Genomic DNA, 27,000 nt, shown 5'->3' on the forward strand with positions numbered 1-27,000 from the left:
ATGGGACTGGTAGAATCGCCGCCGGTTCACACGAGGTTTTTCCATGCACGATCCCCACAGCGAACGCATGAGTAGCGGCGAGACCCGAGCGGCAAGCGGGCTGGCCCTGGTGTTCGCCTTCCGTATGCTGGGCATGTTTATGGTGTTGCCAGTGCTGGCCACCTATGGGATGGATCTCGCAGGTGCGACCCCCGCCTTGATCGGCCTGGCGATTGGTGCCTATGGCCTGACCCAGGCGATTTTCCAGATCCCGTTCGGGATTATTTCCGACCGCATTGGCCGTCGCCCGGTGATCTATCTCGGGCTGATCGTATTCGCCCTTGGCAGTGTGCTAGCGGCCCAATCCGATTCGATCTGGGGCGTGATCGCCGGCCGCATCCTGCAGGGCGCCGGTGCGATTTCCGCCGCCGTGATGGCGCTGCTGTCGGACCTGACCCGCGAACAACACCGCACCAAGGCCATGGCGATGATCGGCATGACCATCGGCCTGTCGTTTGCCGTGGCCATGGTGGTCGGGCCCTTGCTCACGCGCGCGTTCGGCTTGCATGGGCTGTTCCTGGCCACGGGCGGCATGGCGTTGTTTGGCATCCTGATCGTTGCCTTTATGGTGCCGCGCTCCACCGGTACCCTGCAGCATCGTGAATCGGGCGTCGCACGCAAGGCGTTGCTTCCCACGCTCAAGCACCCGGACCTGCTGCGCCTGGATTTAGGTATCTTCGTATTACACGCCATGCTGATGTGCAGCTTCGTCGCCTTGCCCCTGGCCCTGGTGGAAAAAGCCGGCCTGCCCAAGGAGCAGCACTGGTGGGTCTACCTCACTGCGCTGTTGATTTCGTTCTTCGCCATGATCCCGTTCATCATCTATGGCGAGAAGAAACGCAAAATGAAACGAGTTTTACTCGGCGCCGTCGCGACATTGATGCTCACTGAACTATTCTTCTGGCAGTTCGGCGACAGCCTGCGAGCATTGGTGATCGGTACGGTGGTGTTTTTCACCGCCTTCAACCTGCTCGAAGCGTCGTTGCCGTCACTGATCAGTAAAGTTTCACCGGCAGGCGGCAAGGGCACGGCCATGGGGGTGTATTCCACCAGCCAGTTCCTGGGTTCCGCGTTGGGCGGCATCATGGGCGGCTGGATGTTCCAGCATGGCGGTTTGTCGGTTGTGTTCCTCGGATGCGCCGGGCTGGCTGCACTTTGGCTGGTCTTTGCTGTTACCATGCGCGAACCTCCCTACGTCACCAGTCTGCGTTTGCCGCTATCGCCCGAAGCGATCCGCGAAGCCGGCCTGGTAGAGCGCCTGAAGGCTGTCGTAGGGGTAACGGATGCAGTCGTGGTCGCTGAAGAGGCGGCCATTTACATCAAATTGGACACCGAATTATTGGATCGCGCGACGCTCGAGCAACTGGTCAACCCAGTGCCAACAGCGCGCCCAGCCTAGGAGAACGTTATGGCCCGTGGGGTTAACAAAGTCATATTGGTCGGTACTTGCGGCCAGGATCCCGAAGTTCGCTACTTGCCTAACGGTAACGCCGTGACCAACCTGAGCCTGGCGACCAGCGAACAGTGGACCGACAAGCAGACCGGCCAGAAGGTCGAGAAGACCGAATGGCACCGCGTGTCGATGTTCGGCAAGGTCGCAGAGATCGCCGGTGAATACCTGCGCAAAGGTTCGCAGGTGTACATCGAAGGCAAACTGCAAACCCGCGAGTGGGAAAAAGACGGCATCAAGCGTTACACCACCGAAATCGTGGTCGACATGCAAGGCACCATGCAACTGCTGGGCGGCCGTCCACAGGGCGACCAACAGGGCCAGGGCGGCATGTCCAACTCGGCACCGCGCCCACAGCAGTCGCGTCCGCAGCCAAGCCAGCAGCCACAGCGTGAGTCGCGCCCAGCACCACAACAGGCTGCTCCGCAACCGGCTCCGGATTTCGACAGCTTTGATGACGATATCCCGTTCTAAGGTCCAAGACCGACCCTGAACAAACAAAACCCCCGATAGCGAAAGCATCGGGGTTTTTTTATGGTCGACGTGCAGGCGTCGCGCGCGGGGTGCCTTTGTACAGGCAGCACACCAACTCCAGCATTTGTTCTCATGACTCACAAGATTTAGGCTGGCGCCACCTCTAACAAAGAAGGAAGGCTGTGATGACCTGGTCCGCCAAGCAGTACACGATGTTCGAACAGCAGCGCACTCGCCCCGTCCGTGACCTGGTTGCGGCAATTCCCAACACCGACGTGGGCACCGCAGTCGACCTGGGGTGCGGGCCGGGAAACTCCACGGAAGTGCTGGCCGAGCGTTTCCCCCAAGCGCACGTCACTGGCATGGACAGCTCCGATGACATGTTGGTAGACGCCCGCAAGCGCCTGCCCAGGTTGAACTTCGAGCTGGCGGACATCGGCGCCTGGCACCCTGCGCAACGCTTGGATGTGATTCTGGCCAATGCCTCGCTGCAATGGCTGCCCGACCACGCCACGCTCTACCCGCATTTGGTCCACCAACTGAACCCAGGCGGTACGCTAGCGGTGCAAACCCCGGACAACCTTGACGAGCCCGCTCATCGCCTGGCCCGTGAAGTTGCGGCCGATGGCCCATGGGCGGCAAAGATAGGGGCGGTCAAACACAATGAACGGCACACCGCCAGTTACTACTACGAACTGCTGAGCAAGCATTGCAGTACCGTGGACGTGTGGCGCACCACCTATCAACACCCCTTGGCGGACCACGCGGCGGTGGTGGAGTGGTTCAAGGCTTCGGCATTGCGGCCTTTTCTTGCGCCGTTGACGGACGATGAAAAAGCCGCCTTCCTGCAGCAATACCAGGCGCGAATTACCCAGGCTTATCCAGCCCTGGCCGATGGCACGGTGTTGTTGCCCTTTCCGCGGCTGTTCATCATTGCCACACGCTAAAGCGATCAGCCCAGGTGGCGGTCACGCAGCCGCTGCTTGGGCTTTCAGATATTCCTCTGCCGACACTACACCCGCATAGCCAAATGCCAGGGAGGCCATGTACGCCCCGTGCACCTGTGCCGCCGGAATCACCTGGCCGTTGAATTCCTGGTCGCGGGTCGCGCAGGCGTCATGGATCACCGTAACCTTGTAGCCCAGGTCCGCTGCCGCCCGCACCACGGCGTCAACGCACATATGGCTCATGCTACCCACCACCACCACCTCGGTGATGCTGCGCTGTTCCAGCAGTTCGCGCAGGTTGGTTTGGCGAAACGCATTCACGAAGTGTTTGAGCACCACCGGTTCATCGCCCTCGTTGAGCACCTTGGCATGCAAATGCGCGCCTTCGGAGCCCGGTGTGAAGAACGGTGCGTCGTCGCCAGCGAACTCATGCCGTACATGAATCACCGCATCGCCTGCCTGCCGAAACGCCTGGAGCACCTGCGCCGCCTTGTCCGCTGCGGCTTCCACGCCGTCGAGCGGCCACTTGCCCTGGGGGAAGTAGTCGTTCTGGATATCGATTAGGATGAGCGCCTGCTTGGCCATGTGTGTTGCCTCGTGATGGGTTGATGGGCCTAGTATCTTAGCTGGCGATCACACCGAGAATTGGCTGCACCGACAATAACAGGGGGAAAACTGACAATGGCCGCGCAACGCAGCACTGTCGAGCTGGGTGTGTTGATCTACCAGGGCGCGCAACTCGCCGCAGTCCACGGGCTGACCGACCTGTTCGGGGTCGCTAACCGCATCGCCGCCGAGCATGAATCTGCGCAGTTACCGCTGCTGCGGGTCAGCCACTGGCAGGTAGATGCCCACGGCACGCCCGCGCGCACGTTCGACAGCCACCCAGGCCCCGAGCAACCGATGATGGCCGTGTTGGTGCCGCCCTCGATTGCAGAGTTCACCGAAGACCAGGCGCCGCCTGCGCTGCTGGAATGGCTGCGCCTGCAACATGCGGGCGGCACCGTGCTGGGCGGCGTGTGCATCGGCTCGATCATGCTGGCGCGCAGCGGCCTGTTGGATGGCCGCAGTGCCACCACCCACTGGTCCTCCGCGAAGTCTTTTGCGGCCTGTTACCCGGCGGTGCGACTGGAAGCGGATAAACCTATTGTCGATGACGGCGACCTGATCACCTCCGCTGGGCTGATGGCCTGGTCGGAGCTGGGCCTGCGCCTGGTCGATCGGCTTATGGGGCCGAGCATTGCAGCTGACACTGCGCGCTTTCTGGTGATCGAGCACAGCGCCAGTGCCAGCCAGTGCGGTAGCAACTTTGCGCCGATTCTCAGGCATGGTGATGGTGCGGTCCTCAAGGTCCAGCATTGGCTGCAGGCCAGTGGCGCGGTGGATGTGTCCGTGGCGGCGATGGCGCAGGAGGCGAACCTGGAGGAGCGCACGTTCTTGCGCCGCTTTCGCAACGCCACCGGGCTGAAACCCACCGAGTACTGTCAGCATCTGCGAGTCGGCAAGGCGCGGCAGATGCTGGAGTTCACCAACGGCACGATCGATCACATTGCCTGGACCGTGGGCTATCAGGACCCCAGCGCCTTTCGCGCCATCTTCAAGAAAATCACCGGCCTGTCCCCCAGCGATTACCGCAACCGCTTCGGGGTTTGAATCGTGCAGAACGCCGCAGGCGTCGCCCCGGGTCGTGCAGAATAAAACAGGCTAACGGCCATCACTTTTTGCGCAAATTATTGATTTAACAGCTCTTCCCTCAATCCCAGCGTTGGCCTGATCCATGCAACCTCACTGCTACACAAAGGTTGATAGAAAAGGGGACCGCATGACCCCCATAAGTCGCAAGAAGTTGGTGGTCGCCCACTCCATGCGAGAGGGTGCGCCCCTGCATGAAATTGAGACCAACCGCGCCCTCGCACGCTGGCTCGCGCAGATCCTGGGGCTCAAGTTCGGTGGCAGTTACGACCCGGCCCTGCATGCGGGTCGGGAATTGTATCTGCTGCCCACGCAAACCCTGGTCGGGCCAGCCCAAGCGCACCAGCTCAATATCAAGGGGCCACAAGATCTGTGGGGCGGCTATGTCGATCACGCGTTCATCTGCACCAAAGCCATCAGTCACGGGCTGCTGAGTCCCGAGGCCAAGGCGCCCGAAGGCTGGTCGCCGTCATTCTGCGAGCGTGTGCGTGACGTGGTGTTGGACGGTGTGAGTGTGTTCGCCCTTGAGGATGCACGTCCTGCCGCGACCCGCTTGCTCTACAGCGGCCCGATTCGTCTGAAACCCGTAAATGCCTGTGCAGGGCGGGGGCAGGAAGTTATCCACAGCCTGGATGAGTTCGACGCGATAGTGGCGCGCCCGGAAGCGGCCCGAATGTTCAATGAAGGTGTGGTGCTGGAACAAGACCTGCACGCGGTGGTCACCCACAGTGTAGGCCAGAGCTTTATCGGCGCTCACCTCTTCAGCTACTGCGGCGAGCAGCACCTGACGCAAGACGGGCAGGGGGAAGAGGTCTACGGCGGTTCCGATCTGCTGGTCGTCCCCGGTGATTACGCTGCCCTGCTCAAACTGGATCTGCCTGAAGACGTGCGTGAGGCCATCGAACAGGCGCTGGTTTTCGACCGTGCTGCGAATGAGGCCTACCCAGGCCTCTTCGCCTCGCGCCGCAACTACGACATCGCCCAAGGCCTGGACAGCACAGGCCAGCGCCGCAGTGGTGTGCTCGAACAATCCTGGCGCATGGGCGGGGCCAGCAGCGCGGAAGTCGCGGCGTTGCAGAGTTTTATCAACCATCCGGGCCTTAAGGCCATCCGTGTGTCCTCGGTAGAAACCTATGTAGACCAGGCGCTGCCGGCGGATGCCATCGAGGTATACCGAGGCCCGGCCGAAAACAGCGACTTTCTACTCAAGTATGTGACGGTCAAGACTTATGACGGCTAGAAGCGAGAGCATCACCATCGATATAGACGACGAACAGATGAGCGGGACATTCCTCAGTCCCAAGTCCAAAGTGCCCGGCGTGTTGTTCGTGCACGGCTGGGGCGGTAGCCAGGAGCGCGACCTGGAGCGGGCCAAAGGTATCGCAGGCCTTGGGTGTGTGTGCCTGACCTTCGACCTGCGTGGCCATGCTGGCACCGGCATCCCTTTGTCGCGCGTCACCCGCGAAGACAACCTGCGCGACCTGCTGGCCGCCTACGACCGCCTGCTGTCCCACCCGGCTATCGACACCTCGGCGGTGGCAGTGGTGGGCACCAGTTATGGCGGCTACCTGGCAGCGATCCTCACCTCATTGCGCCCGGTACGTTGGCTGGCGCTGCGAGTGCCGGCGCTGTACCGCGACCAGGAATGGCTCAAGCCCAAGCGCGACTTGGATAAAGCCGACCTGATGGATTACCGCGGCACCCTCGTGCACGCCGAAACCAACCGTGCCCTGCATGCCTGCGCGCAATTTACCGGCGATGTGCTGATTGTCGAATCGGAAACCGACGACCATGTACCCCACGCCACCATCATGAGTTACCGCGCGGCGTGCCAGCAAACCCACTCCCTGACCCACCGCATCATCGACGGCGCCGACCATTCCTTGAGCGACCCGGTGTCGCAACAGGCCTACACCTCGATCCTGGTGGACTGGATTACCGAGATGGTGGTGGGGGAGCGGTTGAGCATCATTCAGGCTCGATAGTCGTTGCCCTTGTGATCGCTATCGCGGGCAAGCCCGGCTCCCACCTGGGAATGCATTCCCCTGTGGGAGCCGGGCTTGCCCGCGATAGCGATTCCACCGTCACCACCGTCTCATCAGGCAGTTTTCTTAACCCGCAACGCTTTGGCCTTGGCCTCCACCCCCAAATACATCACCAGTGCAATCAACAACGGGCAGATAAAATAAATCGCCCTGTACGCGATCAGCCCGGCCAGCAAACTCCCCCGCGACGCCTCATGCTGCAACAGCGCAATGAACACCGCCTCCAACACCCCCAACCCGGCGGGGATATGGGTGACCACCCCGGCAATCGCACTGATCAACAGCACGCCCAGCACCAGTGGGTAATCCAGTTTGGCCGGCAGCAAGGTAAAGATCACCGCGGCCATCAATGACCAGTTCAACGCACCCAGGGCCAACTGCAAACAGGCCATGCGCAACGACGGCAAGTTGATCTCGATACCGCGAATCGACCACGCACGCTTTTTCGAAAACCGGCACGCCGCCAGGTAGCCCAGGCTCGCGATCACCAATAACACCCCGACGCCTTGCAAGGCGCCGCTGCTGAGCTTCCAGCCTGGCGGCAGGGTCACCAACCCGCTGCTGAATACCACCCCGGCCAACGCCATATAGCCGAACCAATTGGTGGCCAGGCTCAGGCCGAGGATCTTGGCGATATTGCTGGTGCTCACGCCCAGGCGTGAATACAGCCGATACCGCATGGCGATGCCGCCGACCCAGGCGCTGAGGTTGAGGTTGAACGCGTAGCTGATGATGCCCACCGGTAATATCTGCTTCCAACGCAACGGCTGGCGAATGTAGGTGCGGCCGATCAAATCGAAGCAGGCATAGACGATAAAACTGCACAGCGTCAGCGCGCCGGCGATGAACAATGTGCGTAGCTTGAACTCGCTCAGGGTCTGGAACACTTCGCTCCAGTCGATGCGCCGGGCGAGCAGGGTAAACAACACGATCAGCAGCACGAAGAACGCAATCGTCAGCGGTTTCTTCCAGCGCTTGAACCCAGAGGCTTGCGTTTGGGGGCGGGCTTCAGACGTCATGGGGCGTGGCCTCAAAAGGTTTCAAGCGCGGTTTGTGGGCCGGCAACCAACTGGCCAGTACCGGGAAATGGCGCATCACATGAAACACCAGGAAACCCACGGTCAGGCGCCAGAGCCACAGGCGTGGCTTGCGCTTTTCCGGCATGGTCTGGCAATGATTGTGGGCGAGGGCTTCCAGGCGTTCGTAGAGCTGCTGATTGAAAGCCCGGTCGCAAATCAGCACATTGGCCTCCAGGTTCAATGCCAGGCTGAGTGGGTCCAGGTTGCTCGAACCGACGGTGCTCCATTCGTCATCCACCAGCGCCACCTTGCCGTGCAGTGGGCGTTGGCAGTATTCGTGAATCACCACGCCATCCTTGAGCAGATAGTCATAGAGCATGCGCGCGGCAAGTTTTGCCAACAGCACGTCGGGCTGGCCCTGCATGATCAATTGCACCTGCACGCCACGGCGCGCCGCGTTGCGGATCTCGCGAAGCAGGCGATAGCCGGGGAAGAAGTACGCGTTGGCGATCACCACCCGCTGCCGGGCCTGGCTCAAGGCGTGGATATACGCGTCTTCGATGTCGTCACGATGCTGGATGTTGTCGCGATAGATCAGGCGTACCAAGCCGTCGCCTGGCTCGTTCGTCCAGGGTGAAGGCCGCTGCTGGCGCCGCCGCCAACCGCGACGGCTGCGCACCTGGCGGCCACTTTGGGCAAGGGCGAAATGGTGCAGGTCGGCCACGGCCGGGCCGATCACCTGCACGGCGTAATCCTGCTTGGCTTCGGAGCCGAAATCCGCCAAGTGGTCAGCAGAAAAATTGATCCCGCCGATAAACGCCACACGGGCATCCACCACCACAATCTTGCGGTGCAGGCGGCGAAACCAGTTAGTGCGTATGCCGAAGGTCTTGGGCGCCGGGTCGAACATTTGCACCATCACCCCGGCTTCGGCCAACTCCCGCAGGAAGCCCGGGCTCAGCTCGCCGCAACCAAAACCGTCGAGGCTGACCACCACCTTTACCCCACGCTTGGCCGCCTCGATGAGGATGCTGTGCAGCTCAAAGCCGACCTTGTCTTGAAAAAGGATGAAGGTCTCCAGCAGGATCTCGCGCTCGGCGCTGCGCAATGCCTCGAACACGGCAGGAAAGTACGCCTCGCCGTTCTCCAGCAACACCACCTGGTTGCCGCTCTGCCAGCCGTAATCCAGATCTCGCGCCTTGCTGTCATCTGGCGGTTGGTCTGTGGCGATATGGTCTACCGCAACGTTCATAGCTCAACCTCCACCGACAGCGGCACATGGTCTGATAAATGGGACCAGGGACGAGTGGTGAGCACGCGAGGGTTGTGCACCGTCAGGTTGCGCACATAAATGCGGTCCAGCGGCAGCAACGGCAGGCGTGCCGGGAAGGTGCGCGCCGGTTTGCCGAGGGTGTGCATGAACACTTCCTGCAGGCCGCTTTGGCTCAGGTCGGCTTTTTGCCGCCAGTCGTTGAAATCGCCAGCGACCACCAACGGCGCATCGGCGGGAATCTCGCTGATACGTTGTTCCAGCAAGCGCAATTGTTGTTGGCGGTGCACCTCGCGCAAGCCCAGGTGGATGCAGATCGCGTGCACCTGCTGGCCGCTGCCCGGCAGGCGCAACACGCAATGCAGCAGGCCGCGGTTTTCATGGCCGCTTTGCGAAATATCGAGGTTGTCGTAGCGGATGATCTGGAATTTCGACAGCAGTGCATTGCCATGATCGCCATGGGGGTACACCGCATTGCGCCCATAGGCAAATTGCGGCCAGATACTGTCGGCCAGGAATTCATACTGCGGCATTTTTGGCCAGTCGCTGTAGCGCTGGGGATGGCGTTCGTGAGTGCCATGGATCTCCTGCAAGAACACCATGTCTGCGCCCACGCTGCGCACCGCTTCACGCAGCTCGGGCAAGATGAAACGGCGATTCAGTGCGGTGAAACCCTTGTGGATATTAACCGTCAGCACCGTGAAACGGGTGATGGCGGTGGTCGGCGGGGTGGGGATCAGCTCTGGATGCGTCATGGCAATACTCCTGGTTCCGGCAGCCGGCCAGGTTCGGTGAGCAGGTGTTGGTCCAGCCCGAAACGTTGCAGCAATTGGCGTGCATCGAAGGGGGCGCGAACTTTGATGTCGTTGTCGAAAAAGCAGAACACGTCACGGTGTTTACGCCTGCGGGGTGTGTGGTGCGGGTCGACGAGGTGTGCATCGGCAGGTTGCTTGCCCTGGGCCCAGCGCTCAATGCGGTCACCCCAGCGCTGGAGCGCTTCGGCGCTATAACCGCTGGCGTATAACTGCTTGTCGCCGTGCAAGCGCAGGTACATGAAGTTAGCGGTCACGTCTTCCATGTACGGCCACTTGCCGGCAGTGTCCGCGACCACCAGCGCCACACCGTGCTTATCCAGCAATTGGATGAACTCCGGCACGGCAAAACTCTTGTTGCGAATCTCCACGGCATGGCGCAAAGGCTTCTTGGCATAGGCCTTCATGCTCGCCTTGCCGTTCAGGCGTGGCTCATGCTGGCGGGCGAGGGCGGCTGCCTGCTGGGTATCGGTAGGTAATTCAGCCAAAAAGGTTTCGAACAGCGTGGCGTCGAATTTGAAGCTGGGCGGAAACTGCCAGAGGATGGGGCCGAGTTTTTCTTTGAGTTCCAGCACGCCGGAAGCGAAGAAATTCGCCATCGGCTTGTGCACGTCCCGCAGGCGCAGGATATGCGTGATGAAACGGGGCGCCTTGACACTGAACAGGAAACCTTCGGGCGTATCGGCATACCACTCGGCGTAGCGCTTGGGGGTTTGCAGCGCGTAGAACGAGCCGTTGATTTCGATGCTGTTGACGGCGCGTGACGCAAACTGCAACTCGCGTTTCTGGGTCAGCCCTTCGGGGTAAAAGTCCCCGCGCCAGGGCGTGTAGCGCCAGCCGGAAATGCCGATGTGAATCGCCGCCATGTTTACTCCCGTGGATGGTGGGTGAGGTGACCTCCGTTATGGGATGACTGCGCTATTTGGCTGAAAGTTTCCACATTCCTACAGGCGGTAATAGGGGTGAAATGCGGGAGGGGCATTGCAAATGCAGGGAACGATAAAGGCCCCAGCTCGTCAGTTCCTTACAGACCCTGCTGAAGGAGCTTGCTGTTTTGCTGAATTTAAAGACTGCATTACTGCTCGGCGCGCTGCTGCTCTGCGGCAATGGCGCATTGCAGGCCGCGGCCTCTGCGCCTGCTGCCGACACACCGGCCAAGCCGGAGCTGCTGGTGGAGGGCGGGTTGCTCGGGGCCATCAGCTCCAGCATCGACGACGTGCAGAACAAGCTCGACCTCGACCAGAACCTCATCGACGCCTGGCGCCTGCGTGCTGATCGCGCCGCAGACGAAGTCGGACGCCTGGTAGACCAGACAGCCGCACGCTCGCCCTGGAGCGTGGCCGGCGATTTCCTGCTGTTGTCCGGCGTGTGGGCCGGTGCCTTTACCCTGTTGACGATGCTTGGGCGTCTGGTTGTGCAACGCACGAGCCGCCGCCCGTTCCTTGCGCGGCGTCAACGGCTGCAAGGCTTGCTGGGCTATGTGGTGCCCTACACGATTCCAGCGCTGATCTGCCTGCCGCTGACGCTTTATGTCAGTCACTTTTTACCTGCGTCTGTCGGCCGAGCCCTGGCACTGTGTTTTGCCTACGCCACCAGCAGTGGCATCTTTTCCTCCTCGCTGTTGCTGTGCGTCATTGTCATGTTCAACGTCGGGCACAAGCGGCCTGCCGTGCAGATCATTCGTGACTATTGCCCCAAGCCGCTGTTCCTGATCGGCTTTCTCGCGGCCCTCAGCGATGCGCTGACCAGCCCGCAAATCGCTCGTCAGTTGGGCGGCAATATCACCAGCAGCATCGCCGTGTTTACCGGCCTGTTTGCCGCGGTCATCTTTGGCGTGCTGGTGGTACGCCTGCGGCGGCCGGTGGCCCATTTGATCCGCAACCGGCCACTGGCCCAGCGCCTCAAACATCCAGCATTGCAACAGTCGCTGCGGGTGTTTTCCGGGCTCTGGTACTGGCCGATTCTGTTGATGGTGCTGGTGTCGGTGGTCAACCTGATCGGTGCCGGTGACGACAACCAAGAGGCCCTGCGCTGCGCGCTGCTCACCACTTTGTTACTGATCGGCACGGTGTTTCTCAGCACCGTGCTGCAACACCTGTTCAAGTCCCGCAGCCAGGTATCGATCCAACGCAGCAGTGCCTACAAGGAACGCTTCCTGAGTTTGCTGCACGCGATTTTGCGTATCGCCATGGCCATTGCGTTTATCGAGATACTCGGGCGTATCTGGGGTGTTTCGCTGTTCGAATTCGCCCAGCGCAACTCGGTGGGGCGGGCCATCAGTGACTCCCTCAGCAGCATCGGCCTGATCCTGTTGGTGACCTGGCTGTTCTGGGTGGTGCTCGACACCGCGATCCAGGAAGCCCTCAAACCACCCGTGAATAAGCGCTCCAGTCGCCAGCCCAGTACCCGGGTCAAAACCATCCTGCCGCTGCTGCGCAATGCAGTGAAGATCATCCTGGTGGTGATCTGCGCGATCACCACCATGGCCAATCTGGGCATCAATGTCGCGCCGTTGCTGGCGGGCGCCGGGGTGGTGGGACTGGCGATCGGTTTCGGTTCCCAGCAACTGGTGCAGGACGTGATTACTGGCCTGTTCATCATTATCGAAGACACCCTGTCCATCGGCGATTGGGTGGTGCTCGACTCTGGTCACGCCGGCACCGTGGAGGGCCTGACCATCCGCACCCTGCGCCTGCGTGATGGCAAGGGGTTTGTGCATTCGGTGCCGTTCGGGCAGATCAAGGCGGTCACCAACCAGTCCCGTCAATTCGCCTATGCCTTCTTCTCGGTGCAGTTCACCTACGACACTGACGTGGACAGGGCCGTGGAGCTGATCCGCGAGGCCGGCCAGTCGATTCGCGACGATGTGTTCCTCAAGTACAACCTGCAAGGGCCGTTGGAGGTGTTCGGGGTGGACAAGATGGACCTCAATGGCGTGGTGCTCACGGCGCAGTTCCGCACGGTTTCGGGTGGCCAATACGCTGTCAGCCGTGCGTTTAATCAGCGCTTGAAAAAGCTTGTGGATAACTGTGATGAGGTGCATTTTGCGCAAACTTATCCACAGCAGGTGTTGTTGCCTAAGCGTGTGGCGCAGGAGCATGAGCAGGAGGCGGTGGTGTTGACGGAGCAGCCCAGGTCTCAATGATGAAGGTGGCTGTCCTGGCCCCATCGGGAGCAAGCCCCTCCCACATTGAGATTTGTGAACACGTTTCAAGTGTGGGAGGGGGCTTGCTCCCGATGAGGCCCTCAAGGTCAGCGCCTGATCAACTTCTCCTGCACCGCTTGCTGATCCACCTCCAACAAAACTTGCTGCTTGCCCCCTACCATCACCGCCGCCGGCACCCCATCACGGTACACAACCCGATTACCGCTTACCGCTGGCACCTTGGCTCCCGGTAACAGCGTGCCGACAAGATTCAACGGATCCGCCCCACACACCGCAATTAAACTCCCATCATGGGGCCGCCGCCGCACCTCGCGCAGCAACGGTATCGCCTCCGGCAATGCAAACTGCTCTCCCGCCAACCCACTGACAAACCGCCCGCCACGGATGTCGCCTCGCGCCTCTAACCGATGGAAAGTGCGCAGCAACTCGCGCCAATTCGGTAACCAATCCGCCTCGCGCTCCAGCAGCCGCCAGAACACCACGCCATAGCGGCGCAGCAGGGTCATCGCCACATGCTCCAGGGTCTCGGCCGTATGCGCGCCGGCGGCGGTCGCCGAGCGGCGAACCAAGGCCCAACGCCCGGCGTCGTCCATACCGCCGACAAACGCCCCGCGCCCACGTCGACTGCTGCGCGCCTGGCGTTTGCTGGCGGGGGTGGTCAAGGCGCGCAGGCCGGCGAAGCTGTCAGCATTCACCAAGCCGGCGCCTACCAATTCCTGCAAGGCTGTCTCCAGCTCGCTGCGCAGCAAATGGGCCTCGTGTACCAGTTCATCGAAAAACAGCGCGCCATGCTCGCGCAGGGCCAGGTGGACCTTCTGCGTCTTGGGCGACAAGGTGGTGCTGTCGGTAAGCTCGGTCAGCCCGCTCCACAACGCTACCTGGCTACGGGGGAGCAAAACCACCGGGGTGCTGCGCAATGCCATGGCGCCGGCCTTGTTGCTCAGGCGCGTCCAGACCAGCTTGCCGCTGCGGCACAGGTCATCGAGCCAGGTCGATGAGTAATCCTTGATGCGGGCGCTGAGCAGGTCTGTGTCCCAGGCTGACGTGGCAGCGGCATAGCCTTCGAACTGGCCGACGATTTGCGGCAACACGGCGCTGCCCTGGCCGCGGGTGCTGTCGGACAGGTGTTGCCAATCGAACAGAAAGCGCATGAAATCCTGCAATGCCACCGGCTCGATTTCCCGGCGCAGGCGCTTGACCGTGTTGCGATGAATGCGCGCCAGCAAATGACGTTCGCACCATTGTTCTTCACCCACGCCGGGGCTGAAGTGACCTCGCAGCACATAGCCTTCTTGTTCCAGGCGTGCCAGGGCCTGGGTAAGCGCCACCACCGGTAATGCCAGGGGCGCTGCGATCTCGACCAGGGTCAGTGGGCCAAAACCACTCAGGCGCGCACGTAGCACTTCCACCAGCGCTTCATCAAAGGACCAGGGCTCATCGAACCCCGGCAGCAACGGCAGATCGTTGGGATACAGCGCCTGCAAACAATTCAAGCGCTCTACGGCGACCCACATTCCGTTGGGCAACTGATAGGTCCGCCCGGCCTTGCGCAAGGCCTGCAACCATTGGGCCCATTGCGGCGTAACTTCGCCCGCTGCGATGCACGCCAGGCTCATCAACGCTTCATGCATTTCATCCAGGCCATTGGGCGCCGGCCAGGCTTCTTCGCGTACACCGGCGATGGCGTCGGCATCCAGGGCGCCCAAGTCGTCGGTGCTCTGCGGGTCGCTCCAGCGTCGGTTGAGCACGGCCTGGGTGCGGCGCTCTTCCAGGGGGGCGTCGTCGAGGAAGGTATAGGGTTTAGCGCTGAGGATTTCTGCGGCCATGGGCGAGGGCGCGGGCAGGTCGCGGCTGATCAACCGCACGTCGCCGCGTTCCATGCGCCGCAGCAGCGCCAGCCAGGCGTCGCTGTCCATAGCCTCGTGCAGGCAGTCGTCGAGGGTTTGCTCCACCAGCGGGTGGTTGGGGATTTCGCGTTCGCCGGAGAGGTTTTCCAGGCAGGCGATCTGGTCGGGAAATACGCTGGCGATCAGGTCTTCGCTCTTCATGCGCTGGATCTGCGGCGCCACCTTGCGCCCGCCGGTATAACGCGGCAGCGCCAGGGCCACGCCGGCATTCCAGCGCCAGCGCACACCGAACAGTGGCGCATCCAGCACGGCCTGGATCAGGATGTGCTCGGCACTGTTGCTGTTGAGGTAACGCCACACCTCGTCCAGCGCGAAGCTGTGACTGGTGGACAACGACAGCACGATGGCATTTTCACTGGCCGCCGCTTGCAGCTCGAAATTGAAGGTACGGCAAAAGCGCTTGCGCAAGGCCAGGCCCCAGGCGCGGTTGATGCGGCTGCCAAACGGCGTATGGATGATCAGTTGGGTGCCGCCGGACGCATCGAAAAACCGTTCCATGATCAATGTGTCCTGGGACGGCAAGGCGCTCAGGGCCTGGCGTGACCGGGCGAGGTAGTCCAACAGTTGGTCGGCGCTGGCGACGTTGAGGCCCAGGGTGCCGGTAAGCCAGTCGAGGGCCGGTTGCAGGTCGCCGGGCGTGGCGCCGAGCAAGCTGTCCAATTGCCCTTGCAAGCGGGCCACGGCCACCGATAACTCGTTGCTGCGCCCGGGCGCTTCACCCAACCAGAACGGAATGGTCGGGGGTTGGCCCTGGGCGTCTTCGACCCGCACCTTGCCGGCTTCGACACGCAGGATGCGATAGGAGGTATTGCCGAGCTGGAAGATATCCCCGGCGATGCTTTCCACCGCAAAGTCTTCGTTGACGCTGCCGATATTCAGGCTTTGCGGCTCCAGCAACACGCTGTAGTCGGCGTTGTCGGGTATCGTGCCGCCGCTGGTTACCGCCGTGAGCCTGGCGCCACGGCGGCCGCGCAGGGTGTGGGCCACGGCGTCGCGGTGCAGGTAGGCGCTGCGCATGCCCTGGCGGCCGTTGTAGCCCTCGCTGAGCATCTGCAAAAGGGCCTGGTAGTGGCGTTCATCCAGTTCGGCGTAAGGCGCGGCGCGGTGGATAAGCGCCAGCAGCGCCTGTTCCGGCCATTCCTGGGCGCTGACCTCGGCGATGATCTGCTGGGCCAGTACATCGAGCGGTGCCACCGGAATATGCAAGGTATCCAGTTCGCCACGGCGCACGCAGTCGAGCAGCGCGGCGCACTCGATCAGGTCGTCGCGGGTGGTGGCAAACAGGCGCCCCTTGGGCGTGCCACCGACCTGGTGCCCGGAACGGCCGACCCGTTGCAGGAAGCCGTTGATGGAGCCGGGTGAGCCGATCTGGCACACCAGGTCCACTTCGCCGATATCAATCCCCAGCTCCAGGGACGCCGTGGCGATCAACACTTGCAGTTCGCCGGCCTTGAGGCGCTGTTCGGCATCCAGGCGCATCTCCTTGGCCAGACTGCCGTGGTGAGCGGCCACGGCGGTCTTGCCCAGGCGCTCGCTCAAATGCCGGGCCAGGCGTTCGGCCAGGCGTCGGGTGTTGACGAATACCAGGGTGGTGCGGTGTTCACGGGCCAATTGCGCGAGGCGATCGTAGACCAACTCCCACACGTCGTTGGCCATCACCGCCGAGAGCGGCACCGGCGGCACTTCGATCGCCAGGTCACGGGGGCGGGCGTGGCCGATATCCACAATGGCGCAATCCCGTTCGGTGCCAACTAAAAAGCGTGCGACGGCTTCGATGGGTTTTTGCGTGGCCGACAAGCCGATACGGGTCAATGGCTCGGCACACAGCCCTTGCAGGCGCTCCAGGCTCAAGGCCAAGTGGCTGCCGCGCTTGCCAGCGGCGATGGCGTGGATCTCATCGACGATCACCGTACGTGTGCTGGCGAGCATGTGCCGGCCGGAATCCGAGCCGAGCAGCACGTAGAGCGATTCAGGAGTGGTTACCAGGATATGCGGTGCGCGTTTGCGCATCTGGGCGCGGTCTTTTTGCGGGGTGTCGCCGGTGCGCACAGCGGTGCGGATTACCAGCGGCGGCAGCCCCCGCTTCTGTAGATGTTCGGTAATGCCGGCCAGCGGTTTTTGCAGGTTGATCTGGATATCGTTGGATAGCGCCTTGAGCGGCGACACATACACCACCAGGGTTTGGTCCGGCAGTTCGCCGCCGTTGGCCAGGCCTTGGTGCACCAGGTCGTCCAGCACTGCCAGGAAGGCCGTCAGTGTCTTGCCGGAGCCGGTGGGCGCGGCGATCAGCGTCGAGCGGCGCTGGCGGATCAACGGCCACGCCTGGGCCTGGGCGTTGGTCACCGAAGGAAAGGTACTACGAAACCAAGTGCTGACGGCGGGGTGAAAGCCGTGCAAACCCTTGTCCGTTGATTCGGGAAGGTTCATTCACCCTATATGCAACCGGCGGGGCCAAGTTGCAACCCCGCACTTTATCCGTGACGGTTGCGCTACAAACCCGCAAAATGCAACGATTCTGGCAACTACCTACGGCAAGGCGCACATGCCTGTCGATAATAACCATCGTTCCAAACAGACCGGGCCTGCTCAATCTATGCGAATGCGCCTTATGTTACTGGGCGGCGGGAATGCCCTCGGGCAGGCGCTGATTCGCCTCGGTGCGGAGGAAGACATCGGTTTCCTCGCCCCCAAACCGCCCCAAGACGGCTGGGATGCCGCAAGCCTCACCCAATTGCTCGACGACACCCGTCCCGATGCCTTGATCAACCTCGCCTACTATTTCGACTGGTTCCAGGCCGAAGCCGTGAGCGAAACCCGCTTGGCCGCCCAGGAGTTCGCCATCGAACGCCTGGCCGAGCTGTGCCAGCATCACAGCATCACCCTGCTGCAACCGTCCAGCTACCGCGTATTCGATGGCTCCCGCGCCACGGCCTACAGCGAGAAAGACGAGCCGGTGCCCCTGGGCCTGCGCGGCCAGGCGTTGTGGCGTATCGAACAAAGCGTGCGCGCTACGTGCCCGCAGCATGTGCTGCTGCGGTTTGGCTGGTTGCTCGATGACAGCGTCGACGGCACGCTCGGGCGCTTCCTGGCCCGGGCCGAGAACGCCGACGAGCTACTGATGGCCGACGACCGCCGGGGCAACCCGACGCCGGTGGACGATGCGGCGCGGGTGATCATCTCGGTGCTCAAGCAACTCGATTGCGCTGCGCCGCTGTGGGGCACCTACCACTACGCCGGCCACGAGGCGACTACCCCGTTGGCGCTGGGGCAGGCGATTCTGACTGAAGCGCGCAACTTCCATCCGTTGGCCATCGAGTCCCCCACCGCCCAGGCTCACGCAGCGCGGCCGGATGCGGCGGATGAACCGCAGCATGCGGTGTTGGCCTGCAAGAAAATCCTCCACACCTTTGGCATCAAACCACGGGCATGGCGGGCAGGTTTGCCGGCGCTACTGGATCGCTTCTACCGCCATAGCTGACACCCTCAAAACCAAAATGTGGGAGGGGACTTATGTGGGAGCTGGCTTGCCTGCGATAGCATCACCTGGGCATCACTGATACACCGTGGTGTCTGCATCGCGGGCAAGCCCGGCTCCCACATAAGCCCCCTCCCACAGGGGTTATGCGGTGTGGCTTAAACCGAACTCAGAACTTGTAGCCGATACCCACCATGTAAACCATCGGGTCTACATCCACATTGACCTTGGCCCGAGTGCCCTGGCCCAGCGCGTTGTTATCCACAGTCGCTTTGGTGCTGATGTCGATATAGCGCGCCTGGGCGTTGATCATCCACTTGTCGTTGATCATGTAGTCGGCGCCGATCTGTGCAGCCCAGCCCCAGGAGTTCTCGGCCTTGAAGTTGCTGAAACCAGCCTGCTCGGCGCGACTGCCCACGTGCTCGTCGTAGATCCAGGTGTAGTTGATACCGGCGCCCACATACGGTTGGAACGCGGATTTGTGATCCAGCGGGTAGTACACGACGCTCAAGGTCGGCGGCAGGTGCTTCAGCGTGCCGAGCTTGCCATTGGCGGCGCCCAGGGCGGTGTTCTTGATCTTCACGTCATGCTCGAACGGTGTGGCCGCGAGCAATTCGATGCCGACGTGGTCGGTGATCATGTAGGCGAAGTTCAAGCCCAGTTGGGTGTCGCTGCTCATGGTCGCCTTGCCGCCCAGATTGGTGCCGGCCAATGGGCCCTGGTCAACCTTGACGCTGCTGCTGTCGGCCTTCGGGTTCACGGTAATTGCACCGGCGCGAACCAGAATATCGCCCGCCTGGTGAGCGTGAGCGACGGGGGCGACGAGGGCGAGCGCGAAGAGGGACGCGCCGAGCAGAGACTTGTTCATGGGAGCTCCAAAGGACGTTTAAAAGTTGTACGTCCAATGGTAAAGATCGTTCCGTACGGTCTTTTGACTCAGCTCAATGAAAGGGTGATCAGTCACTTGCGCCACTGATCTAAACCTGTGGGAGCTTCGGTGTGTGGAGTTATTCCTCAAGCTCGTACATGTAAATCTTCTGGGCATCCATCTGGTAACCAGCGTCCGCCAATTCGCTGGACGATGGCTTGACCTGCATCGCGCCCTCGATCCAGTACGGTTGATACAGCTCATCGAGCTTCACCCCGACTTCACTTTTCACATGCACGATCTGGTTCGATGGCGGTGGGGGCACGTGTATGCATGCGCCGAAATACGGCACCAGCAGAAACTCCGTGGTGCGGCCTTCTTCGCTGACTTCCAGGGGCACGATATACCCCGGCAGGCGAATGTGCTGGCCGTCCAGGCTCTGTACTACTGGCGCGTTAGGCATGTCCTGCTTGGCCGCCGGCGCGGCTTCGACGGACAAGGCATCGGCCATGTTCGACAGGTCGTGCAGCGGCTTCATATTGGGCACTTCAGGTGGCGCATCCGGCGGGATCATCTCCTGCCAGGACAGATCCTTGGGCTGTTCCTGCGCCCAGGCAGGCACGGCCATCAACAACAACAGGGCAAACAGGGCACGACACATCGAAGCCTTCCTCATAAACGGATGGACAGGCCATCGGCCAAAGATTGGCGGTAGGCGCGCCACGCGGGCACGCTGCCCATCAACAGGGCGGCTGCCAGGATACCGGCGAGCAACGTCCATTCATATTCGCTCGGCCACGACATCGGCAGGTCCAGACCGTAGTTGGCCTGCAAATAACCCCGCGAGGCGGCGATGCACAGGTACAGCAACCCCAGGCCCGCCACCACGCCAGACAAGGCCAAGGCGAAGGCTTCGAAGATCAGCAGCGTTGCGATGTGCCAAGGCCGCGCGCCCACCGACCGCAGGATCGCCATCTCGCGGCGACGCTCGTTAAGGCTAGTGAGGATCGCGGTGAGCATGCCGATCAAACCGGTCAGTACTACGAACAGCGAGATCACAAACAAGGCTTTTTCGGCAGTGCCCATCATGCTCCAGAGTTCTTGCAGCGCGACACCGGGCAGGATCGCCAGCATTGGCTCGCCACGGAATTCATTGATTTCCCGTTGCAAGGCAAAGGTGGAAATCTTGTTGTTCAGGCCGAGCATGAACGCGGTAATGGCCTGCGGCGTCAGGTCCATATTGCGCGCCTGGTCGGCACTGATGCGTCCTTTGCCCTGGGCCGGCACGCCGTTGTGCCAGTCGATATGGATCGCTTCCATGCCGCCGAGGCTGATATGCAACGTGCGGTCCACCGGCGTGCCGGTACGCTTGAGAATGCCCACCACCGTAAACGGCTTGTCGTCATGCTTGACCAGGCTGACCACCGCCACGCCGTGGGCCAGCACCAGCTTGTCACCGAGTTTGTAATGCAGGGCGTCGGCCACTTCGGCGCCGAGCACGACTTCGAATGGGTCGGTGGCGAAGGCGCGGCCGCTGGCCAGCGCGAGGTTTTGCTTACGCCCGTACTGGTAGTGCTCGAAATAGGATTCGTTGGTGCCCATTACCCGGTAGCCGCGATGGGAGTCGCCGAGGGAAATGGGAATCGCCCATTTCACTTGAGGGCTGGCGGCGAAGTGCTCGTAGCTGTCCCAACGGATGTTGTTGGTGGCGTTGCCAATGCGGAACACCGAGTACAGCAGCAGGTTGACCGAGCCGGAGCGGGCACCGACGATCAGGTCGGTACCGCTGATGGTGCTGGCGAAACTGTTGCGCGCCTCGACGCGCACACGCTCCACCGCGAGCAGCAAGCAGACGGAAAGCGCGATGGCAAACGCGGTGAGGATCGCGGTGAAGCGGCGGTTAGCCAGGCTGGCCATGGCTAGACGGAACAGATACATCTCAAACCTCTGCGGGCATGGCGGCGCGATTGAGTTCGGCCAGCGACAGGTTGCGGTCGAACAGCGACGCCAGGCTCTGGTCATGGCTGACAAACAACAGGCTGGCGCCCGCTTCGCGGCATTCTGCGAACAGCAACTGCAGGAAGGCTTCGCGGGCGTCGTAGTCCAGGGCCGAGGTGGGTTCGTCGGCAATCACCAGTTCTGGCTGGCCGATCAGCGCGCGGGCAGCGGCCACCCGTTGTTGCTGGCCGATGGACAGCGAATCGGCACGGCGTTCCAGCAGGCTCTGGTCCTTCAAACCCAAATGTGCGAGCAAGGTCGCCGCGGCCTGGTCGACACTGCCGTGGCGCTGTTTGGCCCGTTGCGCGCGCAGCTTGGAAAAGTGGCATGGCAGCTCGACGTTCTCGCGCACCGACAGAAACGGCAGCAGGTTGAACTGCTGGAAGATATAGCCGGTGTGGTCCACACGGAAACGGTCACGAGCACCGGCCGACAGTTCGGTCAACTCCTGGCCGAGCAGGCGGATGCTGCCCTGGCTGGGCTTCTGCACGCCTCCCAACAGCCCGAGCAGAGTGGTCTTGCCACTGCCGCTCGGGCCCTTGAGGAACAGGGTTTCCCCTGGTTCCAGGCGGAAGGCGGGAATGTCCAGCAACTGCGGGTGACCGGGCCAGTTGAAGCCCAGGTCGGACAGTTCGATTAACGCTTGAGTCATGGGAAGTCAGTGTCGCCTGGTAGTCGAAAATGGCGCCGATCCACTGTGGGAGCTGGCTTGCCTGCGATGGCATCGCTACGGTGTGCCTGCTGCACCGCATCGCCTGTATCGCAGGCAAGCCAGCTCCCACAGGGACTGTGCTTTCAAGTCAGAACTTCAGGGTGGCGGCGGTGGCCGTCGCTTCAACACCTTGCTGACCGCTAGGGCCGATCAGTTGTACCTGAATTTTCTGCGTGGCGGGGAAGGTCTTGAACACTTGGCTCAAGTCCAGGTTGCCCAGGGCCGCCGGCGTGGCGCAGGTGAACTGGTAATGGGCGTGGATTTCACTGTGGTCGTGATCATGCTTGTGGGCGGCTGCGCCCTTGCCATCGGTGGCGTGGTCATCGTCGTCATGCTCGGCTTCTGGTTTGTCACCGAACAACGGGCTGTTGAGTTCCTGGCTGCTGACCACGCAACCTGCGGCCTTGGGCAGGTTGAACAGTGCCGATGGATTTTCCAGCTGCTTGCGTACGGCGGCGACCTTGGCTTTGTCGGCGGCGCTGGTGGCGGCATGTTCGAAACCCACCAGGTTCATGGCCGGGCTGTCCAGTTCCAGCTCCAGGGCCTGGCCGTCCAGTACGGCATTCAGGCGCCCGACGCCATGTTCATGGGCGCCGAGGCTGCCGTGCTCGTGGTCGTGGTCTTCGTGAGCATGAGCGACAGCCAGTGGCAGCAGGGCAAACGGCAAAGCAAGCAGCAAACGGCGCATGAGAGGGCTCCAGGATGAAAGTTTTGTTATGTGATCTTATAACAATTGATTCGAGAGTTTGACCGCCCGCTTGGTGTTGCGCAAGCTGCATGGGAGCATGCCCGTCAGAAAAATGCAGGAGTAAGGACGATGTTGCGAATTCGTGGAACCATCGGCGACCTGCCGGTGGACTTGACCCTTGAGCTGGACGACGGCGATTGGGCGCGATTAGGCGCTCAACTGCAGGCCGCTCCAACGCCCAGCGCACCGGCTGCGGCGCCGGTCAAACAGAACGAAGACCTGTGGCAGAACGCCCAGGATTTGCTACGCAAGGCCGGGCAACTCAATGGCCTGGAATTGCTCGACCAACTCGAAGGCTTGGCTGGCGATGCCGGGGCGGGCAAGCGCCTGTTGGTGCGTCTGCGCCACAGCGCGAACGTGAAGGTGGCCAGCGGCGGCGACACACCGCTCTACACATGGATTGGCCCTTTGTAGGAGCGAGCTCGCTCGCGAAAAAACCTCAGGCTCCGCGTTCATTCAGGATGCCCGCGTTATCGTTGTCGTTTTTCGCGAGCAAGCTCGCTCCTACAAGGTTGGGTTAATACAACGCGGCAAACAACTTGCGGCGGTACACCGTGACCAGCGGGTGATCATTGCCCAGCAATTCGAACACCTGCAGCAAGGTCTTGTGGGGCAGGCCTTCGCTGTAGCTGCGGTTGCGGATAAACAACTTGAGCAAACCTTCCAGTGCCGCGTCGTATTGCTGGCGCGCCAGTTGCTGGATCGCCAACTGATAGGCCGCTTCGTCATCCTGCGGGTTTTGCGCCAGGCGGCTTTTCAGCTCGGCAGCGTCCGGCAAATCCGCCGCCTGGCGCAGGAAGGTGATTTGCGCCTTGGCCCCGGCCAGGGCAGCCTTGTGGTCGTCGCTCTTGACCGCGTCGAGCACGGCCTGGGCTTCACCCAGCTCACCGCGCTCGGCCAGGCAGCGTGCATACAGGATCAGGGCGGCGGCGTTGGTATTGTCCTCGCCCAACAATTGCACCAGCAACGCTTCGGCCTCGCTGATGCGCCCTTCGCTGAACAGCGCCTGAGCCTGCTCCAACGGGTCCGCCGCAGCCGGCGGTGGCATTTGCACATGGGGCTCCAGCATCGCCCGCACGGCCGACTCCGGCTGTGCACCGGCAAAGCCGTCCACCGGTTGGCCATCCTTGAACAGCACCACCGTCGGCAGGCTTTGAATGCCAAAACGCGCCACGATGTCCTGTTCGGCTTCGCAGTCGATCTTGGCGAGCAGCAACTCACCCTGATAACTCTCGGCAATCTTCGCCAGCATTGGCATCAGTGCTTTGCAGGGTGCGCACCACTCGGCCCAGAAATCGACCAATACGGGTTTTTCGAAGGAGTTCTGGATAACGGCCTGGTCGAAGTTGGCGGTGGTGACGTCGAAGATGTACGGCGTGGGCTCACTCATGGGGCGTCTCGAATAAAGCGGGAATGGGGGCAACTATAAGGGCTGGCGAGGTTGGCTGAAAGCATCCTGGATTCAAGACCGCTATCGCAGGCAAACCAGCTCTCACCTTGAAATGCATTCCCCTGTGGGAGCGGGCTTGCCCGCGATGGCCTCAAGCGCGCCGCGAATGGTACAGGCTCACCTTGCGAAACTCCCAAGGCTCGGCCAGGTCCGGCAGGGTCAAAGCCTCGAGGATCTCCAACCGCTGATAATTCGGATGCTGGAAGTCCCGTACCCGTGAATCCGCTACCAGCGCTTCGCGGCCGCGGGTGAGGAACTGATCCAGCAACGGCAGGTTGGCGCGGTCGTAGAGTACGTCGGCCACCAGGATCAGGTCGAAGCGGTCGGCTTCGGCAAAAAAGTCTGCCGAATAACTCAATGACACCTGGTTGAGCTCGGCATTCGCACGGCAAGCGGCCAAGGCCAGTGGGTCCAGGTCGCAGGCCACCACCTCCAAGGCCCCAGCCTTGACGGCGGCGATCCCGGCTACTCCCGAACCTGCGCCGAAATCCAGCACGCGTTTGCCGGCGACCCACTCGGGATGCGCCGCCAGGTAGCGGGCCAACGCCAGGCCGCTGGCCCAGCAAAAGCTCCAGTAGGGCGGCTCATGCAGGATGCGCCGGGTTTCTTCCTGGCTGAAGGCGCGGTCCATGTTGTCGGCGTCGAGCAGCCACAGCGACAATTCGGTGCCCGGCAGTGGGCAGGGCACTAATTGCGCGTCGCCGATCAGTTCGCTCAAGGCACGCTGCAGGTGCAGCGGTGGTGTCATGGTGCCTTGACGAGTTGCAAGGGGCCGGTGCTCTGGGTGATCGCCTGGGTGACGCGCACGGCGGGTAGATGCAGGATCAACTGGCCGGACTGGCTGGCGCGGCCGCGCAATTCCACGCGGGCACCGGCCGGGAAGGCTTCAGGGTTGAAGCGCAGGCGGAAGGCCAGGGGCTTGCCGTTGCCGCTCAGTACGCTGCTGGCGAGCAGTTGCTGCGGGCGCGAACGGTCGTCGATCACCAAGAGCGCCATCTCGACTTCGGCACCGGCGGGCACGTTGGTCAGGCTGCCGCTGATTTCGCGCTGATAGGCGGGCAGGGGGCCGAGGTCTTCAATGCCCGGGACTTTTTTCTCTTGCGCGGGTGTCGGTTGAGGCGCGGCCGGCTTGGGGGCTTCGCTGCTGCAGGCGACCAGAAAACTGAACAGGCTGAGTAGAACGAGTGGTCGTAACTGCATGTACGGCTCCAGAAAGGACAAAATCCGTGGCTTAAAAATATGAAACATATAAGCCTGCCTATATACCGTAAAGGCTATGGCTTGTCTTGCCACAGGGATGCGCTACCATGGCCCTCCCATTTTTTGTTGCCTGCCAACCATGCACTGTCCCTTCTGCGGTGCCAACGACACCAAGGTCATCGACTCGCGTCTGGTCGCCGAGGGCGACCAAGTGCGTCGCCGGCGCGAATGCCTGGCCTGTGGTGAACGTTTCACCACCTTCGAAACCGCCGAACTGGTGTTGCCGCGTCTGATCAAGTCCGACGGCAGCCGCCAGCCTTTCGACGAAGAAAAACTGCGCGCCGGTATGCAGCGCGCCCTGGAAAAACGCCCGGTGAGTGTCGAGCGCCTGGAAGCGGCGCTGGTGCATATCAAGCACAAGCTGCGAGCGACCGGCGAGCGCGAGGTCAAGAGCCTGGTGGTCGGCGAGTTGGTGATGGGCGAGCTGCAAAAGCTCGACGAAGTCGCCTATATCCGTTTTGCCTCGGTGTATCGACGCTTCCAGGACCTCAATGAGTTCCGCGAAGAGATCGACCGCCTGGCCCGTGAGCCCTCCAAACAATGACATCTGAACAGGCTGTGCTCGACGCCCACTACATGGCCCGCGCCCTCGAATTGGCGCGCAAGGGCCTGTACACCACCCACCCCAACCCGCGGGTTGGCTGCGTGATAGTGCGTGATGGGCAGATTGTCGGCGAAGGCTGGCATGAGCGCACCGGCGAGCCCCATGCCGAGCCCAATGCCCTGCGCGCCGCTGGCGACAAGGCCCGTGGCGCGACGGTATACGTGACCCTTGAACCGTGCAGCCATCATGGCCGTACGCCGCCCTGTGCCGATGCGCTGGTGACCGCCGGCGTCGCGCGGGTGGTGGCTGGCATGCAGGACCCGAACCCCGAAGTGGCTGGCCGAGGCATGCAACGCCTGGCCCAGGCCGGTATCGAGGTTCGTAGTGGTGTGTTGGAAACCGAAGCGCGGGCGCTTAACCCCGGCTTCCTCAAGCGCATGGAGCACGGCCTGCCGTTTGTGCGGGTCAAGCTGGCGATGAGCCTGGACGGCCGCACGGCGATGGCCAGCGGCGAAAGCCAATGGATCACCGGCCCCGCCGCCCGTGCTGCGGTGCAACGCTTGCGTGCCGAGGCCAGTGTGGTGTTGACCGGTGCCGACACGGTACTGGCCGACGGTGCCCGCTTGACCGTACGCGCCGCCGAACTGGGCCTGGACGACGCAACCACCGCCCTGGCCATGTCGCGCCCGCCGTTGCGCGTGCTGATCGATGGCCGCCTGCGGGTGCCGCTCAACGCACCGTTCTTCAAGGCCGGCCCGGCATTGGTCATCACCTGCGTGACTCCGGAGAACCAGTTCCCCCGGGGCCCTGAGTGCCTTGTGGTTCCAGGTGTGGAGGGCCAGGTTGACCTGCGCTCGGCATTGGTCGCCCTGGCCGCCCGTGGCGTCAACGATGTGTTGGTGGAAGCCGGCCCAAGCCTGGCTGGCGCGTTTGCCCAACAAGGCCTGGTGGATGAATACGTGATATTCATCGCCGGCAAGTTCCTCGGCTCCGCTGCCCGCCCGTTGCTGGACTGGCCGCTTGATAAGTTGGCCGATGCTCCCCAACTCAAGATCACCGAAATGCGCGCTGTGGGCGACGACTGGCGAGTCACTGCCATCCCCGTCCCAGCAGTGAGCGTATAA

25 protein-coding genes are annotated in these 27,000 nt (G+C 62.1%); 11 read left to right on the top strand and 14 right to left on the bottom strand.

Annotated elements, in window-relative coordinates; translation table 11 throughout:
• Nucleotides 1-43 precede the first annotated feature (43 nt).
• The 3 genes from BT204_RS21510 (at nucleotide 44) to tam (ending at nucleotide 2,910) form a co-directional block, all read left to right on the top strand.
• A complete protein-coding gene (locus BT204_RS21510) occupies nucleotides 44-1,438 on the top strand; it encodes an MFS transporter (RefSeq protein WP_014720149.1) in 1,395 nt (464 codons plus the stop codon).
• 9 nt (nucleotides 1,439-1,447) lie between these two features.
• A complete protein-coding gene (locus BT204_RS21515; RefSeq protein ID WP_003232445.1) occupies nucleotides 1,448-1,963 on the top strand; it encodes a single-stranded DNA-binding protein in 516 nt (171 codons plus the stop codon).
• A gap of 185 nt (nucleotides 1,964-2,148) precedes the next feature.
• Entirely contained in the window at nucleotides 2,149-2,910 is a 762-nt protein-coding gene (tam, locus tag BT204_RS21520) for a trans-aconitate 2-methyltransferase (RefSeq protein ID WP_072448204.1), read from the top strand.
• 21 nt (nucleotides 2,911-2,931) lie between these two features.
• On the opposite strand, the gene BT204_RS21525 is transcribed toward tam, so the two are convergent.
• Nucleotides 2,932-3,495 (bottom strand): cysteine hydrolase family protein, encoded by a 564-nt coding sequence (locus tag BT204_RS21525; protein ID WP_057975594.1) that lies wholly within the window; start codon nucleotides 3,493-3,495, stop codon nucleotides 2,932-2,934.
• Between the two features lie 96 nt (nucleotides 3,496-3,591).
• Between BT204_RS21525 and BT204_RS21530 the strand changes: the two genes are divergently transcribed.
• The 3 genes from BT204_RS21530 (at nucleotide 3,592) to BT204_RS21540 (ending at nucleotide 6,587) form a co-directional block, all read left to right on the top strand.
• Nucleotides 3,592-4,563, top strand: a complete 972-nt coding sequence (locus BT204_RS21530; RefSeq protein WP_054918190.1) for a GlxA family transcriptional regulator — start codon at nucleotides 3,592-3,594, stop codon at nucleotides 4,561-4,563.
• Nucleotides 4,564-4,732: 169 nt separating this feature from the next.
• Nucleotides 4,733-5,842, top strand: a complete 1,110-nt coding sequence (locus BT204_RS21535) for a DUF3182 family protein (RefSeq protein WP_072448206.1) — start codon at nucleotides 4,733-4,735, stop codon at nucleotides 5,840-5,842.
• Nucleotides 5,832-6,587, top strand: coding sequence for an alpha/beta hydrolase family protein (locus BT204_RS21540; RefSeq protein WP_019818878.1), 756 nt, complete (start codon nucleotides 5,832-5,834; stop codon nucleotides 6,585-6,587). The genes BT204_RS21535 and BT204_RS21540 overlap by 11 nt, the downstream gene beginning before the upstream one ends.
• Before the next feature lie 113 nt (nucleotides 6,588-6,700).
• Here the strand turns inward: BT204_RS21540 and BT204_RS21545 are convergent, their stop codons facing one another.
• From BT204_RS21545 to BT204_RS21560, 4 genes are read right to left on the bottom strand one after another with little or no spacing between them, the layout of a single operon-like run.
• Nucleotides 6,701-7,666, bottom strand: a complete 966-nt coding sequence (locus BT204_RS21545; RefSeq protein WP_054896947.1) for a lysylphosphatidylglycerol synthase domain-containing protein — start codon at nucleotides 7,664-7,666, stop codon at nucleotides 6,701-6,703.
• Nucleotides 7,656-8,918: a cardiolipin synthase ClsB gene (clsB, locus tag BT204_RS21550; RefSeq protein ID WP_072448208.1), complete on the bottom strand. Its 1,263-nt coding sequence runs from the start codon at nucleotides 8,916-8,918 to the stop codon at nucleotides 7,656-7,658. Before clsB ends, BT204_RS21545 begins: the two co-directional genes overlap by 11 nt.
• Nucleotides 8,915-9,691, bottom strand: coding sequence for an endonuclease/exonuclease/phosphatase family protein (locus BT204_RS21555; protein ID WP_032895083.1), 777 nt, complete (start codon nucleotides 9,689-9,691; stop codon nucleotides 8,915-8,917). Before BT204_RS21555 ends, clsB begins: the two co-directional genes overlap by 4 nt.
• Nucleotides 9,688-10,614, bottom strand: coding sequence for a DUF72 domain-containing protein (locus BT204_RS21560; protein ID WP_072448210.1), 927 nt, complete (start codon nucleotides 10,612-10,614; stop codon nucleotides 9,688-9,690). Before BT204_RS21560 ends, BT204_RS21555 begins: the two co-directional genes overlap by 4 nt.
• Before the next feature lie 188 nt (nucleotides 10,615-10,802).
• Between BT204_RS21560 and BT204_RS21565 the strand changes: the two genes are divergently transcribed.
• Nucleotides 10,803-12,893 (top strand): mechanosensitive ion channel family protein, encoded by a 2,091-nt coding sequence (locus tag BT204_RS21565; protein WP_072448212.1) that lies wholly within the window; start codon nucleotides 10,803-10,805, stop codon nucleotides 12,891-12,893.
• Between the two features lie 107 nt (nucleotides 12,894-13,000).
• Here BT204_RS21565 and BT204_RS21570 read toward each other — a convergent pair whose 3' ends face one another.
• The gene (locus tag BT204_RS21570) at nucleotides 13,001-17,248 is read right to left on the bottom strand and encodes a DEAD/DEAH box helicase (protein WP_072448214.1); all 4,248 of its coding nucleotides are present in this window, start codon (nucleotides 17,246-17,248) and stop codon (nucleotides 13,001-13,003) included.
• A 166-nt stretch (nucleotides 17,249-17,414) separates the two neighbouring features.
• Between BT204_RS21570 and BT204_RS21575 the strand changes: the two genes are divergently transcribed.
• On the top strand, nucleotides 17,415-18,299 hold the full coding sequence (locus tag BT204_RS21575) for a sugar nucleotide-binding protein (RefSeq protein WP_054896955.1): 885 nt from the start codon (nucleotides 17,415-17,417) through the stop codon (nucleotides 18,297-18,299).
• Nucleotides 18,300-18,465: 166 nt separating this feature from the next.
• On the opposite strand, the gene BT204_RS21580 is transcribed toward BT204_RS21575, so the two are convergent.
• From BT204_RS21580 to BT204_RS21600, 5 genes are all read right to left on the bottom strand, one after another.
• A complete protein-coding gene (locus BT204_RS21580) occupies nucleotides 18,466-19,164 on the bottom strand; it encodes an OmpW/AlkL family protein (protein WP_014720136.1) in 699 nt (232 codons plus the stop codon).
• 139 nt (nucleotides 19,165-19,303) lie between these two features.
• Nucleotides 19,304-19,825, bottom strand: coding sequence for a DUF3299 domain-containing protein (locus BT204_RS21585; protein WP_072448216.1), 522 nt, complete (start codon nucleotides 19,823-19,825; stop codon nucleotides 19,304-19,306).
• A gap of 11 nt (nucleotides 19,826-19,836) precedes the next feature.
• Nucleotides 19,837-21,102 (bottom strand): ABC transporter permease, encoded by a 1,266-nt coding sequence (locus tag BT204_RS21590; RefSeq protein WP_072448218.1) that lies wholly within the window; start codon nucleotides 21,100-21,102, stop codon nucleotides 19,837-19,839.
• A 1-nt stretch (nucleotide 21,103) separates the two neighbouring features.
• Nucleotides 21,104-21,814, bottom strand: coding sequence for an ABC transporter ATP-binding protein (locus BT204_RS21595; protein ID WP_054896940.1), 711 nt, complete (start codon nucleotides 21,812-21,814; stop codon nucleotides 21,104-21,106).
• Between the two features lie 148 nt (nucleotides 21,815-21,962).
• Nucleotides 21,963-22,562, bottom strand: coding sequence for a DUF2796 domain-containing protein (locus BT204_RS21600; RefSeq protein WP_054896939.1), 600 nt, complete (start codon nucleotides 22,560-22,562; stop codon nucleotides 21,963-21,965).
• Between the two features lie 129 nt (nucleotides 22,563-22,691).
• Between BT204_RS21600 and BT204_RS21605 the strand changes: the two genes are divergently transcribed.
• Nucleotides 22,692-23,036 carry a hypothetical protein gene (locus BT204_RS21605; RefSeq protein WP_034125933.1) on the top strand — a complete coding sequence of 115 codons (345 nt, stop codon included), beginning with the start codon at nucleotides 22,692-22,694 and terminating at the stop codon, nucleotides 23,034-23,036.
• A gap of 103 nt (nucleotides 23,037-23,139) precedes the next feature.
• On the opposite strand, the gene trxA is transcribed toward BT204_RS21605, so the two are convergent.
• The 3 genes from trxA to BT204_RS21620 all read right to left on the bottom strand — a co-directional run bounded on the left by trxA (nucleotide 23,140) and on the right by BT204_RS21620 (nucleotide 25,272).
• Nucleotides 23,140-24,012 carry a thioredoxin gene (gene trxA / locus BT204_RS21610; RefSeq protein ID WP_019818859.1) on the bottom strand — a complete coding sequence of 291 codons (873 nt, stop codon included), beginning with the start codon at nucleotides 24,010-24,012 and terminating at the stop codon, nucleotides 23,140-23,142.
• A 151-nt stretch (nucleotides 24,013-24,163) separates the two neighbouring features.
• A complete protein-coding gene (locus tag BT204_RS21615) occupies nucleotides 24,164-24,820 on the bottom strand; it encodes a class I SAM-dependent methyltransferase (protein ID WP_072448220.1) in 657 nt (218 codons plus the stop codon).
• Nucleotides 24,817-25,272 (bottom strand): YbaY family lipoprotein, encoded by a 456-nt coding sequence (locus tag BT204_RS21620; RefSeq protein ID WP_003194586.1) that lies wholly within the window; start codon nucleotides 25,270-25,272, stop codon nucleotides 24,817-24,819. The genes BT204_RS21615 and BT204_RS21620 overlap by 4 nt, the downstream gene beginning before the upstream one ends.
• A 139-nt stretch (nucleotides 25,273-25,411) precedes the next feature.
• On the opposite strand from BT204_RS21620, the gene nrdR reads away from it, so the two are divergent.
• Both nrdR and ribD read left to right on the top strand, forming a co-directional pair.
• Complete coding sequence (nrdR, locus tag BT204_RS21625; protein ID WP_019818855.1) at nucleotides 25,412-25,876, top strand: transcriptional regulator NrdR; 465 nt, start codon at nucleotides 25,412-25,414, stop codon at nucleotides 25,874-25,876.
• Nucleotides 25,873-27,000: a bifunctional diaminohydroxyphosphoribosylaminopyrimidine deaminase/5-amino-6-(5-phosphoribosylamino)uracil reductase RibD gene (gene ribD, locus BT204_RS21630; RefSeq protein WP_019818853.1), complete on the top strand. Its 1,128-nt coding sequence runs from the start codon at nucleotides 25,873-25,875 to the stop codon at nucleotides 26,998-27,000. Before nrdR ends, ribD begins: the two co-directional genes overlap by 4 nt.

The organism is Pseudomonas sp. NFPP02 (genome assembly GCF_900119355.1).
GTDB lineage: Bacteria > Pseudomonadota > Gammaproteobacteria > Pseudomonadales > Pseudomonadaceae > Aquipseudomonas > Aquipseudomonas paracarnis.